Source organism: Pseudomonas sp. ANT_J28 (genome assembly GCF_008370005.1).
Classification (GTDB): domain Bacteria; phylum Pseudomonadota; class Gammaproteobacteria; order Pseudomonadales; family Pseudomonadaceae; genus Aquipseudomonas; species Aquipseudomonas frigoris.
Window position 1 is genome coordinate 57,061 of record NZ_VOBM01000021.1, and the last position, 15,939, is coordinate 72,999.

General features: G+C 58.7%; 13 protein-coding genes. 1 reads left to right on the plus strand and 12 read right to left on the minus strand.

The features are described 5' to 3' along the window. Nucleotide 1: 1 nt before the first annotated feature. From nuoC to FQ187_RS16410, 12 genes are all read right to left on the minus strand, one after another. A complete protein-coding gene (nuoC, locus tag FQ187_RS16350; protein WP_008146037.1) occupies nucleotides 2-1,786 on the minus strand; it encodes an NADH-quinone oxidoreductase subunit C/D in 1,785 nt (594 codons plus the stop codon). Nucleotides 1,787-1,858: 72 nt separating this feature from the next. Continuing rightward, nucleotides 1,859-2,533 carry an NADH-quinone oxidoreductase subunit B family protein gene (locus FQ187_RS16355; RefSeq protein ID WP_008146035.1) on the minus strand — a complete coding sequence of 225 codons (675 nt, stop codon included), beginning with the start codon at nucleotides 2,531-2,533 and terminating at the stop codon, nucleotides 1,859-1,861. Between the two features lie 10 nt (nucleotides 2,534-2,543). Next, complete coding sequence (locus FQ187_RS16360) at nucleotides 2,544-2,957, minus strand: NADH-quinone oxidoreductase subunit A (RefSeq protein ID WP_003223812.1); 414 nt, start codon at nucleotides 2,955-2,957, stop codon at nucleotides 2,544-2,546. 638 nt (nucleotides 2,958-3,595) lie between these two features. Continuing rightward, a complete protein-coding gene (aceA, locus tag FQ187_RS16365) occupies nucleotides 3,596-4,921 on the minus strand; it encodes an isocitrate lyase (RefSeq protein WP_008032724.1) in 1,326 nt (441 codons plus the stop codon). A 499-nt stretch (nucleotides 4,922-5,420) separates the two neighbouring features. Continuing rightward, the gene (locus FQ187_RS16375; protein ID WP_149630297.1) at nucleotides 5,421-6,182 is read right to left on the minus strand and encodes a secretin N-terminal domain-containing protein; all 762 of its coding nucleotides are present in this window, start codon (nucleotides 6,180-6,182) and stop codon (nucleotides 5,421-5,423) included. Between the two features lie 145 nt (nucleotides 6,183-6,327). Continuing rightward, nucleotides 6,328-6,753 (minus strand): GNAT family N-acetyltransferase, encoded by a 426-nt coding sequence (locus FQ187_RS16380; protein WP_149630298.1) that lies wholly within the window; start codon nucleotides 6,751-6,753, stop codon nucleotides 6,328-6,330. After that, entirely contained in the window at nucleotides 6,746-7,915 is a 1,170-nt protein-coding gene (locus FQ187_RS16385) for a cupin domain-containing protein (protein ID WP_149630299.1), read from the minus strand. The genes FQ187_RS16380 and FQ187_RS16385 overlap by 8 nt, the downstream gene beginning before the upstream one ends. Before the next feature lie 86 nt (nucleotides 7,916-8,001). Further along, nucleotides 8,002-9,372 (minus strand): adenylosuccinate lyase, encoded by a 1,371-nt coding sequence (gene purB, locus FQ187_RS16390; protein ID WP_027925117.1) that lies wholly within the window; start codon nucleotides 9,370-9,372, stop codon nucleotides 8,002-8,004. Between the two features lie 126 nt (nucleotides 9,373-9,498). Further along, a complete protein-coding gene (gene hflD / locus FQ187_RS16395; protein ID WP_008146025.1) occupies nucleotides 9,499-10,122 on the minus strand; it encodes a high frequency lysogenization protein HflD in 624 nt (207 codons plus the stop codon). Further along, complete coding sequence (gene mnmA / locus FQ187_RS16400) at nucleotides 10,119-11,264, minus strand: tRNA 2-thiouridine(34) synthase MnmA (protein WP_149630300.1); 1,146 nt, start codon at nucleotides 11,262-11,264, stop codon at nucleotides 10,119-10,121. The genes hflD and mnmA overlap by 4 nt, the downstream gene beginning before the upstream one ends. A gap of 59 nt (nucleotides 11,265-11,323) precedes the next feature. Next, nucleotides 11,324-11,770 (minus strand): NUDIX hydrolase, encoded by a 447-nt coding sequence (locus FQ187_RS16405; protein ID WP_149630301.1) that lies wholly within the window; start codon nucleotides 11,768-11,770, stop codon nucleotides 11,324-11,326. 121 nt (nucleotides 11,771-11,891) lie between these two features. Then, a complete protein-coding gene (locus FQ187_RS16410) occupies nucleotides 11,892-14,117 on the minus strand; it encodes an NADP-dependent isocitrate dehydrogenase (protein ID WP_149630302.1) in 2,226 nt (741 codons plus the stop codon). Nucleotides 14,118-14,611: 494 nt separating this feature from the next. Here FQ187_RS16410 and icd point away from each other — a divergent pair, with 494 nt between their 5' ends. After that, entirely contained in the window at nucleotides 14,612-15,868 is a 1,257-nt protein-coding gene (gene icd / locus FQ187_RS16420; protein ID WP_008146904.1) for an NADP-dependent isocitrate dehydrogenase, read from the plus strand. Nucleotides 15,869-15,939 lie beyond the last annotated feature (71 nt).

The following is a 15,939-nucleotide window of genomic DNA, read 5'->3' on the forward strand; positions in this document are numbered from 1 at the left end:
CTTAGCGGTCCACGTCGGCCATAACGAAATCGATACTACCCAGGTACGCAATCAAGTCCGCGACCATGCTGCCTTTGATCACCGAAGGGATCTGCTGCAGGTGCGGGAAGCTTGGAGTGCGAATCCGGGTGCGGTAGCTCATGGTGCCGCCATCGCTCGTCAGGTAATAACTGTTGATGCCCTTGGTCGCTTCGATCATCTGGAAGGATTCGTTGGCCGGCATGACCGGGCCCCACGAAACTTGCAGGAAGTGCGTGATCAGGGTCTCGATGTGCTGCAGGGTGCGCTCTTTCGGTGGCGGCGTGGTCAGCGGGTGATCCGCCTTGTACGGGCCTTCCGGCATGTTGCGCATGCACTGCTCGATGATCTTCAGGCTTTGGCGCATTTCTTCGACACGCACGATGCAACGGTCGTAGGCATCGCCATTGGCCGCCAGCGGCACTTCGAATTCGAAGTTCTCGTAACCGGAGTACGGGCGAGCTTTACGCAGGTCGAAATCGCAACCGGTCGAACGCAGGCCGGAACCGGTGACGCCCCATTCCAGGGCTTCTTTGGTGTTGTAGGCGGCGACGCCGATGGTCCGGCCCCGCAGGATGCTGTTGTCCAGTGCGGCTTTCTGGTATTCGTCCAGACGCTTTGGCATCCACTCGATGAAGTCTTTCACCAGTTTTTCCCAGCCGCGCGGCAGGTCGTGAGCGACGCCACCGATGCGGTACCAGGCCGGATGCAGACGGAAGCCGGTAATGGCTTCGATCACCGTGTACGCCTTCTGACGGTCGGTGAACGTGAAGAACACCGGGGTCATGGCGCCGACGTCCTGGATGTAAGTCCCCAGGAACAGCAGGTGGCTGGTGATCCGGAAGAACTCGGCCATCATGATACGGATGACGTCGACCTTCTCAGGCACCTTGATGCCGGCCAGCTTCTCGACCGAGAGCACGTACGGCAGGTTGTTCATCACGCCGCCGAGGTAGTCGATACGGTCGGTGTACGGAATGAAACTGTGCCAGGACTGACGCTCGGCCATCTTCTCGGCACCACGGTGGTGGTAACCGACGTCCGGTACGCAATCGACGATCTCTTCACCATCCAGCTGCAGAATGATGCGGAACGCACCGTGCGCGGAAGGGTGGTTAGGGCCGAGGTTGAGGAACATGTAGTCCTCGTTCGCACCGGAACGCTTCATGCCCCAGTCTTCAGGCTTGAAGCGCGCGGCTTCTTCCTCAAGCTGTTGCTTGGCCAGGGTCAGGCTGAACGGGTCGAACTCGGTGGCGCGGGCGGGGAAGTCCTTGCGCAGCGGGTGACCTTCCCAGGTCGGCGGCATCATGATGCGGGTCAGGTGCGGGTGACCGGCAAAGTTGATGCCGTACATGTCCCACACTTCACGCTCGTACCAGTTGGCGTTCGGCCAGATGCCGGTCACGGTCGGCACGCTGAGGTCGCTCTCGGACAAGGCGACCTTGATCATTACGTCACTATTACGTTCGATCGACATCAAGTGATAGAACACAGTGAAGTCGGCGCCGCTTGGCAGCCCTTGACGCTTGGTGCGCAGACGCTCGTCCACGCCGTGCAGGTCATAGAGCATGACGTACGGCTTGGGCAGGTTACGCAGGAAGGTCAGGACTTCGACGAGTTTGGCACGGGCAACCCAAAGCACCGGCATGCCGGTGCGGGTAGGCTGGGCGGTGAACGCCTCGGGGCCAAAACGGTTGTTCAGTTCGACGACCACATCCTGGTCGTCTGCCTTATAAGGCGGGATGTACAGAGCACTGCCTGTAGTCATGGTTATTTATCGCTTTCGGTCAACGTAAAGAATGAAGCCAGTGTCTCGTTCTATAAAAGAAGCAGATCTGGATCAGACTTCGTCGGGGCTGCGCAGGTTGGTGACTGCGATTCGCTGTTCGCGGCGCTGTTCCTTTTGCGAAGGCATCTCGGCGCGGTATACGCCTTGATCGCCGACGACCCAGGAAAGCGGACGACGCTCCTGTCCAATCGACTCTTGCAAGAGCATCAAGCCTTGCAGAAAAGCTTCAGGGCGGGGCGGGCAGCCAGGCACGTAGACGTCCACGGGCAGGAACTTGTCCACCCCTTGAACGACAGAGTAGATGTCGTACATGCCACCGGAGTTGGCGCACGAACCCATGGAGATAACCCATTTAGGTTCGAGCATTTGCTCGTAGAGACGCTGAATGATCGGCGCCATCTTGATGAAGCAGGTACCGGCGATAACCATGAAATCCGCCTGACGCGGCGATGCCCGGATAACCTCTGCGCCAAAGCGCGCGATGTCATGGGGCGCCGTGAAGGCGGTGGTCATTTCCACGTAGCAGCACGAAAGACCGAAGTTGTACGGCCACAGGGAGTTCTTGCGCCCCCAGTTGATCGTGCCGTTAAGCACGTCTTCGAGCTTGCCCATGAAAATGTTTTTGTGGACTTGATCTTCTAACGGATCGGAAACGGTTTCCCGTTCGCCAATCGGATACTGCTCGTTAGGAGCATCGGGGTCGATCCTGGTGAGATTGTATTGCATTGCCAAAGCCTCATTGTTTCAGCTTCGCCTGCCGCTTGCGACGAGCTTCCGGAGCCCAGTCAAGGGCGCCCACTCGGAACAGGTAGACAAGACCTGCCAACAGAATTGCTATGAAAACGAGAGCTTCGACGAATCCGGTCCAGCCGCTTTCGCGGACGGACACAGACCAGGCAAAGAGAAAGAGGGCTTCGATATCGAAGATCACGAAGAGCATCGCGACCAGATAGAATTTGGCTGAGAGCCGCAAGCGGGCGCCACCTGTAGGCAGCATGCCGGATTCGAACGGTTCGTTTTTGCTGCGGCCCCAGGCTTTTGACCCGAGGAGGCTGGAGACGCCGAGCATGAAGGCGCAGAGGCCGACAACGCCCAGAAGGAAAATGGCAAAGCCCCAGTTGTGGGCCATGAGTCCTGTCGCTTCGGGCATGCTGGTAATCCTTAACAGAGAGCAAAGGTCTCTGAGCTTGAAAAGAAACAAAGCAGTGACGATATGTCGCAGCAATCAATCCCGCTGATTTTATGGCACAACACCGTGCAAGTAAAATTCCAATAGCGAAATTATTTATAGGAATAAGGACATAGCGCACCTCCAAAACCCTGTAGCCCATGCGTTTCGGGCATTTGCCGGCTTTTCATCAATTATGTTTTGTAGGGAATGTAACGAACATAGTTGTGGTCAAATGATAATCAATATTGTTTGAGGTGGTTTTTAAACTGTTTAACGGGTGGGTGGCCAGAAAGTTGTCATATATGCGCGTTACTGCAAGTAGCGCTCGGGGTAGTTTTACCTTCTTTTCCTGATCGAAAAACTGCTCTGGATCAATGATTTTCTCGCGGTTATCTGATCCATGTGGGAGCGAGCTTGCTCGCGATGGCGGCCGTCCAGTCGCAGTTGTACTGACTGACATTCCGCTATCGCGAGCAAGCTCGCTCACACAGGGTTCGGCGGTGGTTGTTGAGTCGCAGGCAAAAAAAACGCCCCGAACCAGTCGGGGCGTCAGATGTGCGGCGTTGCGGTTAGCTTTCTATTCGGTCCGCAACGGCCGTTTGCTCAGGTGAAGCAGATCAGTGGAACTGTTCTTCTTCAGTCGAACCGGTCAGCGCGGTTACCGAAGACGAGCCACCTTGAATCACAGTGGTCATGTCGTCGAAGTAGCCGGTGCCCACTTCCTGCTGGTGAGCCACGAAGGTGTAACCCTTGGCAGCGTCAGCGAACTCTTGCTCTTGCAGCTTCACGTAGGCAGTCATGTCGTTACGGGCGTAGTCGTGCGCCAGGTTGAACATGCTGTGCCACATGTTGTGAATGCCGGCCAGGGTGATGAACTGGTGCTTGTAACCCATGGCGGACAGTTCGCGCTGGAACTTGGCGATGGTTGCGTCGTCCAGGTTTTTCTTCCAGTTGAAAGAAGGCGAGCAGTTGTACGACAGCAGTTGGTCCGGGTATTCCTTTTTGATCGCTTCAGCGAAGCGACGAGCCTCGTCCAGATCCGGCTTGGCAGTTTCGCACCAGATCAGGTCGGCGTACGGCGCGTAAGCCAGGCCGCGAGCGATCGCTTGGTCGAGACCGGCGCGCACTTTGTAGAAGCCTTCCTGGGTACGTTCGCCAGTCACGAACGGCTGGTCGTACGGGTCGCAATCGGAAGTCAGCAGGTCGGCTGCGTTAGCGTCGGTACGGGCCAGGATGATGGTCGGAGTACCGGCAACGTCAGCCGCCAGACGAGCAGCGGTCAGCTTCTGTACAGCTTCCTGGGTAGGAACCAGTACCTTGCCGCCCATGTGGCCGCATTTTTTAACGGAAGCCAGTTGGTCTTCGAAGTGAACGCCGGCGGCGCCTGCTTCGATCATGCTCTTCATCAGCTCGTAAGCGTTCAGTACGCCGCCGAAACCGGCTTCAGCGTCCGCCACGATTGGAGCGAAGTAGTCGATGTAGCCCTCGTCGCCCGGGCCTTTGCCGGCTTTCCACTGGATCTGGTCAGCGCGACGGAACGAGTTGTTGATGCGCTTGACCACGGTTGGAACCGAATCCACCGGGTACAGGGACTGGTCCGGGTACATCGATTCGGCGGAGTTGTTGTCCGCAGCGACTTGCCAGCCCGACAGGTAGATCGCCTGGATACCGGCTTTAACTTGCTGTACAGCCTGGCCGCCGGTCAGGGCGCCCATGCAGTTGACGAAATCTTTCTCAGGACGGAAGGACGGCTTGGCGCCCTGGGTTACCAGGTTCCAAAGCTTCTCGGCGCCCAATTTTGCAAAGGTGTGCTCAGGTTGAACCGAGCCACGCAGGCGGACGACGTCAGCAGCGGAGTAAGCGCGTGTCACGCCTTTCCAGCGTGGGTTTTCAGCCCAATCTTTTTCGAGGGCTGCAATTTGCTGTTCGCGTGTCAGTGCCATGGAGATAAACCTCGTCGCATAGGTCTGGGGTGGAAAATTCCTGCTCCTGCCAATTACGCATTTCAAAGGGGCGTAAAAGGCTGCTCGCTGACCAGAAGCTTAGGTGGTCAAGTCGGATTCGGCGGGGATGGCGACGGGATGAACGATGGGCTCGAGGGGAAGTGAGCAGGTAAGGGCGGACTGGCGAGCGCATTCGGGCGTCGTGGGCCTTGGTACGAACTTCAGTGTGGAGCCGGGTTACCTAATTACGCTTCCGTCCCTCGGGACAACTTCGTTCCAGTCGGCAACCTCGTCAAACACACCTTGTGGGCGGTACAGACACGAAGCGGCTCGCGGGGTAGGTGCGAACGGCGCCTCGAAGGCCCTTGCCAGGACCCCTGATTAGCGGGAGCGAGGCCATCATGCCTTTGCTTTTTTGTATCGTCAAACGTTTTGTAGTGCTTTTTTTTAAGCACTACATCTTTGGTCTAATACGACTAATCAGTCAGTTTTCGGTGGTTTAGTCCAAAGTATCGACTTTCACCCGCAGGGTCATGTCATCGCGGCCCTGAGTCGAGTAGCTGCGGGTCTGGCCCTGTTTGTCGGCCTGAGTCTGGCGGTTCACGCCGGCCAGGGTGATCCATTCGCCCAGTCGCCCCGTGACAGTTGTGTCGGTACTTTGCACATTCACTACATCGGGACGTTCCTGGCTCATGCGGTCACGATTGGTGCTGATCGCAAGGTGAACGATGTCGCCGGTAACGCTGGCCGTGACGTAGAAACCCTGGGTGACGTTGCGGTATTCGGTCTGGCTTCGCAGATCGCCGTAGGAATCGGTCTGAGTGCTGGTGAGCGGAACGCTCTGGCCGACCTGGATCAGTGCCGGAGCCCCTTCGCTGGCCTGGATCTGCTGGATCCCGCCGTCACGGCTGTCGGTGCTGCGGTTGATGATGCGGGTCTGACTTGGATTGGCGCCATTTACCGAGTAACCCTGATCGCCCTGGAAGTTGTTCTCGTTGGTGTCGACAGTGATCAGCAGGCGCTTGGCGGCGACGTCGAGTTGGGAAATCAGGGTCTTAAGTTCGTCGATCTTGCGCTGATCGGCGTTGACGATTAGTTGATTTCCGTAGGCGCTGACCTGGCCGTCCTTGCCGATGAAATTCTGCGCCATCGGCAGCATGTCGTCGCTGGTGCGGTAGTTCAGCGGCACGATCTCGGTGGCGGCGATGACCGAAAAACCACAGGTCAGCAGCAGCGTGGTGAGCAGGGTGCGTAGGGACATATCCGTTATCTCCGACATCTTGAAGTGTTGATATTGCCAGTTTGTCGGCCCGGCGTGGGGCAAGTTGAATCGTAGACAGCAAAACGCCCCGGCATCCGAGGATGGCGGGGCGTTTTGTGGTGTTCTCGAGGTCGCCATCGCGGTGTCAGGCCGAGTGCCTTACCATGTCCACATGCGGAATGCCTGCTTCCAGGAATTCCTCACTGACCAGGCTAAAGCCCAAACGCTCATAGAACGCCGTGGCTTGTACCTGTGCGCTCAGCATCTGCTGCTTCAGCCCGCGCTTATCGGCTTCACCGATCACCGCTTGCATCAGCGCATCGCCTACTTTCAAACCGCGCCAGTCCTTGAGCACCGACACCCGGCCGATGTGTCCATCGGGCAGCAGGCGGGCAGTGCCAATCGGAAAATCGCCTTCGAAAGCGAGGAAATGCACCGCTGTAGCGTCATCGGCATCCCATTCCAGTTCAGGCGGAACGGATTGCTCGGCGATGAACACCGTCTCACGAATGCGCCGTATCTCGGCGATATCCTTCTGCCAGTCTGCGACACGAACGTGGATTTTATTCATCAGCAAACCCCAGGCTGCCTTGTTTGACCAGCTCGCACAGCAAGCCGCGGCCGTCTTCGTCGCTCAACCAGTCACCGAGGTTGTCTGTGTGCAGGGCGTCAGCGGCGCAGATCAGCTTCAGCAGTTCGCGCAGTTTGCCCGGCAGGTAACGGCTCTGGCCGCTGGCGAACAACAGCAAGTCGTCATCGACTTCGGACCAGGCCATGCGTGCGCTAGGGTTGCGGATCAGCACGGCGCCTTGTTCGAGGCTGGCGAGGAAGTCTTCTTCTTCGATTTCTTCCGGGCCGACTACCAGTTCCGGGTAGCGCGGCTCGGTCATGTACTGGCCGAACCAGGTCAGCAGCAGGCGCTCGTCGCTCATGTGCTCGGCCAGCAAAGCTTTCAGGCGATCAAGGGCGTCGTGCTGAATCTGGTGCGGATCGACCGCCGGCAGGGCATCGGCGTCGGTGTAGCGCTCTTCGTCAGTCAGGAACTGGCTGAGGAAGTCGGTGAAGTGAGTCAGCACTTCAGAGGCGCTCGGCGCGCGGAAGCCGACCGAGTAGGTCATGCAGTCATCAATCGCGACGCCGCAATGGGCCAGGCGCGGCGGGAGGTAGAGCATGTCACCCGGTTCCAGAACCCACTCATCGGTGGCTTCGAAGTCGGCGAGGATGCGCAGGTCCGCGTGTGGCAGCAGCTTGCTCTCGGAATCGCACATCTGGCCGATTTTCCAGTTGCGCTTGCCGTGGCCTTGCAGCAGGAACACATCGTAGTTATCGAAGTGCGGGCCGACGCTGCCACCTGGGGCGGCGAAACTGATCATCACGTCATCGACGCGCCAGCTCGGCAGGAAGCGGAAGTTTTCCAGCAGCTCAGCGACTTCCGGCACGAATTGGTCGACCGCTTGAACCAGCAGGGTCCAGTCGCGTTCCGGCAATTTGCTGAATTCGTCTTCGGCGAACGGGCCGCGGCGCAATTCCCAGGGGCGTTCGCCGTGCTCGATCACCAGGCGCGATTCGACTTCTTCTTCCAGCGCCAGGCCGGCCAGTTCGTCGGCGTCGATCGGGCTTTCGAATTCAGGAATCGCCTGACGGATCAGCAGGGGTTTTTTCTGCCAGTAGTCGCGCAGGAATTCGCGCGCCGTGATGCCGCCCAGAAGTTGAAGAGGAATGTCAGGATTCATGTGTAACCTATTGAAAAAATGCACTTTTCAGACGGGAATAAAAACGCCCGGCGCTGCCGGGCGTCTCAAACGGGTAAAGCGGTCGATCAGATGCGCTTGGCTTGCTCTACAGCGTTACCGATGTAGTTCGCCGGGGTGAGCAGTTTCAGCTCGGCCTTCGCGGCGGCTGGCATGTCCAGACCGTCGATGAAAGTTTGCAGTGCTTCAGGGCTGATGCCCTTGCCACGGGTCAACTCTTTCAGTTTTTCGTACGGGTTTTCGATGTTGTAGCGACGCATCACGGTCTGGATTGGCTCGGCCAATACTTCCCAGCACGCGTCCAGGTCGGCAGCAATCTTCTGGGCGTTGAGCTCCAGTTTGCTGATGCCCTTGAGGCTTGCTTCGTACGCGATCACGCTGTGGGCGAAGCCGACACCGAGGTTGCGCAGGACGGTGGAGTCGGTCAGGTCGCGCTGCCAGCGGGAAATTGGCAGCTTGCTCGCCAAGTGCTGGAACAGTGCGTTGGCGATGCCCAGGTTGCCTTCGGAGTTCTCGAAGTCGATCGGGTTGACCTTGTGCGGCATGGTCGACGAACCGATTTCGCCAGCGATGGTGCGCTGTTTGAAATAGCCCAGGGAGATGTAGCCCCAGATGTCGCGGTCGAAGTCGATCAGGATAGTATTGAAGCGTGCGATCGCGTCGAACAGCTCGGCGATGTAGTCGTGCGGTTCGATCTGCGTGGTGTACGGGTTGAAGCCCAGGCCCAGCTCGTCTTCGATGAAGGCGCGGGCGTTCTCTTCCCAATCGATCTCAGGGTAGGCCGACAGGTGAGCGTTGTAGTTGCCGACTGCGCCGTTGATCTTGCCCAGCAGCGGAACGGCAGCGACTTGAGCGATTTGACGCTCCAGACGGTAAACCACGTTCGCCAGCTCTTTGCCCAGGGTGGTCGGCGAAGCCGGTTGACCGTGGGTGCGCGACAGCATCGGCACGTCAGCGAAACGGATGGCCAGTTCGCGGATGGCTTCGGCAGTCTGGCGCATCAGCGGCAGCATCACGTCATCGCGGCCTTCGCGCAGCATCAGGGCGTGGGACAGGTTGTTGATGTCCTCGCTGGTGCAGGCAAAGTGGATGAATTCGCTGACAGCAGCCAGTTCCGGCAGCTTGGCCGCTTGCTCTTTGAGCAGGTATTCGATGGCTTTGACGTCGTGGTTAGTGGTGCGCTCGATCTCTTTGACGCGCTCGGCGTGCTCCAGAGCGAAGTTTTCCGCCAGGGTGTTCAGCACAGCGTTGGCTTCGGCGGAGAACGCCGGCACTTCGCTGATACCAGGGTGAGCGGCCAGGCGCTGGAGCCAGCGCACTTCAACCAGAACGCGAGCACGGATCAGGCCGTATTCGCTGAAAATTGGGCGCAGGGCCTGGGTTTTGCCGGCGTAGCGGCCGTCAACAGGGGAAACCGCAGTGAGCGAAGAAAGCTGCATGGGGTGTTCTCGGACAGTCGGGCAACGAAATGGGGCGCGTATCATACATGAAAAATTCCGCCGGTCCGTTGCCAACTGACCAGCGTCTTACGCGTTACAAATTACAAAAGGTCTTGCGGGCGCGGTTCAGCTGCTGCGCATCAGCGGGTAAAGCTCTTTCAGCAACTTGCGACGGCTGATCACCAGCTGCCAGCGATGACCGCCCAGCTGCCGCCACAGGCGCGCCGATCGAATCCCGGCCAGTAACAGGGCGCGGATTTTCGAAGCGTTGCTCGGTTGCTGCAGGTTGCGCATGTCGCCATGGACCTGAATTCGCTGGCGCAGGGTGCTCAGGGTGTCCTGGTACAGCGCACCGCACGCTGCAATGACGTTTTCGTGAGCCGGACCGAAGTGCTCGACCTGGGACTGAATCTGCGGCAAACGCTTGCCGATCTCGTCCAGCATGTCGTTGCGCTTGGCCAACTGACGCTCCAGGCCGAGCATCGCCAGCGCATAGCGCAGCGGCTCGCGCTGAAGGGTGCTTGGGTCACGTTCCAGGGCGCCGATCAGTGCGCGGTAACCTTCACGCAGATTGATGTCGTCGCCGCCGTAGACTTCCAGGGTGTCCTTGGGGTCGCGAATCAGCAGGCTGCCGAGCATGCACGTCAGGCCGGCTTCGGCGGTCTGGCCGGTCTTGGCGATCTTGTCGACCAGCACGGCGGCGAGGAACACGCCGCCCAGTGCCGTCAGTTGCTCCTGAGTCGGGCTCATTGCTGCTCGCCTTGAGGAGTACCCTTGCTTGTCCACGGTTCGGCAATTTCAATCACGCCGCCGCCGAGGCAGATTTCGCCGTCATAGAACACCACGGACTGGCCAGGGGTAACCGCGCGTTGCGGGTCATCGAAGGTTGCGCGGTAGCCGGTGGCGGTCTTTTCCAGCGTGCAGGGTTGATCGCTCTGGCGATAGCGGACTTTGGCGGTCAATCGGCGTGGTTCGCTCAGGTCGATCGGGTTGACCCAATAGATGTCCGAGGCGAGCAGGGCGCGGGAGAACAAGTACGGGTGATCATTGCCCTGGCCAACGATCAATTCGTTGTGTTCCAGGTCCTTGATCAGCACGTACCACGGCTCGTCACCGGCGTCTTTCAAGCCGCCGATGCCCAGGCCCTGACGCTGGCCGATGGTGTGATACATCAAGCCGTGGTGACGGCCAATGACTTCACCTTCGGTGGTCTTGATCTCGCCTGGCTGGGCCGGCAGGTATTGTTTGAGGAAGTCGCTGAAACGGCGCTCGCCGATAAAGCAGATCCCGGTGGAATCTTTTTTCTTCGCGGTGGCGAGTTCGTGTTTCTCGGCAATCGCGCGCACTTCGGGTTTTTCCAGCTCGCCGACCGGGAACAGGGTCTTGGCAATCTGTTCACCGCCGACGGCGTGCAGGAAGTAGCTCTGGTCCTTGTTCGGGTCCAGGCCCTTGAGCAGTTCGGTGCGGCCATCGATGTCGCGGCGGCGCACGTAGTGACCGGTGGCGATCAGGTCGGCGCCGAGCATCATGGCGTAGTCGAGGAACGCCTTGAACTTGATCTCGCGGTTGCAGAGGATGTCCGGGTTCGGCGTGCGACCGGCCTTGTATTCGGCCAGGAAGTGCTCGAACACGTTGTCCCAGTACTCGGCGGCGAAGTTGGCGGTGTGCAGCTTGATGCCAATCTTGTCGCACACGGCCTGGGCGTCCGCCAGGTCATCCATGGCGGTGCAGTATTGCGTTCCATCGTCTTCTTCCCAGTTCTTCATGAACAGGCCTTCCACCTCATAACCCTGCTCGATCAGCAGGAGAGCGGAAACGGAAGAGTCCACGCCGCCGGACATGCCGACAATGACGCGCTTCTTTTGTGTGTCAGAAGGGGCTGGATCACGCATAGGGATTCAATGAGTGTCTTGAAAAAGGACGCGATTCTAACAGGCCGAAGCCCGCAAGGCTAAAGAGAAGGGCGGATCAGTTCGAGGCCGAAGAGTTTGCCGTCCAGATAATCATCAATACAGCGGATGATCAGCTCACTGCGCCAGTTTGCGCGCTGTGCCAGCAGTTCGTCACGCGTCAGCCATTTTGCGCCGACGATGCCGTCGTCCAGCTGATAGTCGGGGTGATGCTTGAGCGGTTTTGCGGTGAAGCAGACCCGCTGATAAGTCACGCCATTGCTCGGGGCGGTGTAGAGGTAAATGCCCACCACGCCGGTCGGCTCGACGTCCCAGCCGGTTTCCTCGAGGGTTTCGCGCACGGCGGCCTCGATCAGGGTTTCGTCCGGGTCCAGATGGCCGGCGGGCTGGTTGAGCACCGTTCGTCCGCCCTTGGATTCTTCGACCATCAGGAAACGGCCGTTGTCTTCGACGATGGTGGCGACGGTGATGTGGGGTAGCCAATCCATGAAGCTTCCTCGATTTTCTATGTTGGAACAAAGATCAATGTGGGAGCGGTGTTCACATTGGATGTGTGCCAGAAACAGAAACCCCGGCGCAGGGCCGGGGCTTCTTTGCATCCTTACAACCTTAAACCAGCGCAGCGATCGCGGCGTTGAAGGTGTTGCTTGGGCGCATGGCCTTGCTGATCAGCTCGGCATTGGCGTGGTAGTAACCGCCGATGTCCACTGGCTTGCCCTGAACGGCGTTGAGCTCGGCAACGATGGTTGCTTCGTTCTCGGTCAGGGTCTTGGCCAGTTCGCCGAACTGCGCTTGCAGTGCAGTGTCTTCGATCTGGGCCGCCAGGGCCTGAGCCCAGTACAGCGCCAGGTAGAAGTGGCTGCCGCGGTTGTCGATGTTGCCGACTTTGCGCGATGGCGACTTGTTGTTGTCCAGGAACTGGCCGGTGGCCTGATCCAGGGTCTTGGCCAGCACCAGCGCTTTAGGGTTGTTGTATGTAACACCCAGGTGCTCGAGGGAAGCGGCCAGAGCCAGGAACTCACCCAGGGAATCCCAACGCAGGAAGTTCTCTTCCAGCAGTTGCTGAACGTGCTTCGGTGCCGAACCGCCGGCGCCGGTTTCGAACAGACCGCCGCCGTTCATCAGCGGAACGATCGACAGCATCTTGGCGCTGGTGCCCAGTTCCATGATCGGGAACAGGTCGGTCAGGTAGTCGCGCAGTACGTTGCCGGTCACCGAGATGGTGTCCTTGCCTTCGCGAGTGCGACCCAGGGTGAACGCCATCGCGTCGACTGGCGACATGATGCGGATGTCCAGGCCGGACGTGTCGTGATCCTTCAGGTAAGCCTGAACTTTCTCGATCACAACGCCATCGTGAGCGCGCATTGGGTCCAGCCAGAAGATCGCTGGAGTTGCGCTTGCGCGAGCACGGTTGACGGCCAGTTTGACCCAGTCCTGGATCGGCGCGTCTTTGGTCTGGCACATGCGGAAGATGTCGCCGGCTTCAACGGACTGTTCCAGCAGGGTGCGGCCAGCGCCATCGGAAACCCGAACCACGCCGTTGGCCTTGATCTGGAAAGTCTTGTCGTGCGAGCCGTACTCTTCGGCTTTTTTCGCCATCAGGCCAACGTTTGGCACGCTGCCCATGGTGGTAGGGTCGAAGGCGCCGTGCAGCTTGCAGTCTTCGATCACCGCCTGGTAGATGGTGGCGTAGCAGCGATCTGGGATCACAGCCTTGGTGTCGTGCAGCTTACCGTCAGTGCCCCACATTTTGCCGGAGTCACGGATCATCGCTGGCATCGAGGCGTCGACGATAACGTCGCTCGGCACGTGCAGGTTGGTGATGCCTTTATCGGAGTTGACCATGGCCAGCGACGGACGAACGGCGTAGACCGCCTGGATGTCCGCTTCGATCTGCGCTTGCTGCTCAGTCGGCAAAGCCTTGATGCGAGCGTACAGGTCGCCGATGCCGTTGTTCAGGTTGAAGCCGATCTGCGCCAGCACTTCAGCGTGCTTGGCCAGTGCGTCTTTGTAGAACTCGGCAACGATCTGGCCGAACATGATCGGGTCGGAGACCTTCATCATGGTGGCTTTCAGGTGAACCGACAGCAGCACGCCTTTGGCTTTAGCGTCTTCGATCTCGGCAGCGATGAAGCTGCGCAGAGCGTTTTTGCTCATGACCGCGCAATCGAGGATCTCACCGGCTTGTACGGTGGTTTTTTCTTTCAGGACGGTGGTGGTGCCGTCTTGAGCGATCAGTTCGATTTTGACGGCGTCAGCGGCGTCGATCAGGGCAGCTTTTTCGCTACCGTAGAAATCGCCGGTGCTCATGTGCGCGACGTGGGACTTGGAGTCCGCAGCCCAGGCGCCCATTTTGTGCGGGTGCTTGCGCGCGTAGTTCTTGACCGATAGCGGTGCACGACGATCGGAGTTGCCTTCGCGCAGAACCGGGTTTACGGCGCTGCCCTTGATCTTGTCGTAACGCGATTTGGCGAGCTTGTCGGCGTCGCTGTTCACGGTTTCCGGGTAGTCCGGCAGTGCGAAGCCCTGGGCTTGCAGTTCTTTGATCGCGGCGATCAGTTGCGGAACCGAAGCGCTGATGTTCGGCAGTTTGATGATGTTGGCTTCAGGCGTAACGGCCAGGTCGCCCAGTTCGGCGAGGTGGTCGGCTACGGCTTTGTCACCCAATTGCTCGGGGAAGCTGGCCAGGATGCGCCCTGCAAGAGAGATATCGCGGGTTTCCACGGCGATATCAGCGGAGGCGGTGAAGGCCTCTACGATAGGCAACAGTGAATAGGTGGCGAGGGCTGGGGCTTCGTCGGTGAAGGTATAGATGATCTTCGAGCGGGTGGGCATATTCGGATTAACTCTCTCTTCTTTGCTAAAGCGTGCGCAGAAACTCGAGGGGCGCCGGGTAAGCGCGTTCGTTCAAAGCCATCCATGAGCCGAATGTCGAGGTTTGTGCGCGGTGATGTTGGGTGCATCAGTCGAGCGGCAAGCAGGTGGGCTGCGATAACAGCCCGGCTTTTTCAGGCCCAAAGCCTCGTAATAGAGAGGTCGGCCGTCGTGACTCTGTGGTCAGCGGGCGGCATTATACATAGGTAGCTGGCAATCTGCCGATGGTTCATAGGCAACGATTGTCGTCCATTGGTCTAAAGGTCGCAGGGGCGAGTGGGGCGTAGAGTCTTGCACCGTGCTTGAGTTTGGCGCTTTTCCCTTTGCTTTCAGGCTTGTACGCCGCGAACTGTGCAGCTTTGCGGCAGATGGTTGGAACATAGGGTTTGCGTGCCGATTTAACTGGGGTACGCTCGAACGAAGCCAGATGTTCAATCCAAACAATGGAGTTCAGCATGGGATACAAGAAGATTCAGGTTCCAGCAGTCGGCGACAAAATCACCGTCAACGCGGACCATTCTCTCAATGTTCCTAACAACCCGATCATCCCCTTCATCGAAGGCGATGGTATTGGCGTTGATATCAGCCCGGTCATGATCAAGGTTGTCGATGCTGCTGTTAAGAAGGCTTACGGCGGCGAGCGCAAAATTTCCTGGATGGAAGTCTACGCCGGGGAAAAAGCGACTCAGGTTTACGATCAGGACACCTGGCTACCTCAGGAAACCCTGGACGCGGTCAAGGATTACGTGGTTTCCATCAAGGGCCCTCTGACCACCCCGGTCGGTGGCGGCATTCGTTCCCTGAACGTGGCCCTGCGTCAGCAACTCGACCTTTATGTCTGCCTGCGCCCTGTGCGCTGGTTCGAAGGCGTGCCTAGCCCGGTCAAGAAGCCAGGCGACGTCGACATGACGATCTTCCGTGAGAACTCGGAAGACATCTACGCCGGTATCGAGTGGAAAGCCGGCTCGCCGGAAGCGACCAAAGTCATCAAGTTCCTTAAAGATGAAATGGGCGTCACCAAGATCCGTTTCGACGAAAACTGCGGTATCGGCATCAAGCCGGTTTCGCTGCAAGGCACCAAGCGTCTGGCGCGAAAAGCGCTGCAGTATGTGGTCGACAACGACCGTGACTCGCTGACCATCGTGCACAAAGGCAACATCATGAAGTTCACCGAAGGTGCCTTCAAGGAATGGGCCTACGAAGTGGCGGCTGAAGAGTTCGGCGCGACCCTGCTCGATGGCGGTCCTTGGATGCAGTTCAAAAACCCGAAAACCGGCAAGAACGTTATCGTCAAAGACGCCATCGCTGACGCCATGCTCCAGCAGATCCTGCTGCGCCCGGCCGAATACGATGTGATCGCGACCCTGAACCTGAACGGCGACTACCTCTCCGACGCCCTGGCGGCGGAAGTGGGCGGTATCGGTATCGCACCGGGTGCCAACCTGTCTGACACCATTGCGATGTTCGAAGCGACCCACGGTACTGCGCCTAAATACGCTGGCAAGGACCAGGTCAACCCGGGTTCCCTGATCCTGTCCGCAGAGATGATGCTGCGTCACATGGGCTGGACCGAAGCGGCTGACCTGATCATCAAGGGCACCAACGGCGCAATTTCCGCCAAGACCGTGACCTATGACTTCGAACGTCTGATGGAGGGCGCGAAACTGCTGTCTTCGTCCGCGTTTGGTGATGCGCTGATTTCGCACATGTAAGCGAAATCCAGGTAATACGCTCTCAAGCCTAAAAAAAGCCGCCCGACTCAAGTGATTGAGTCGGGCGGCTT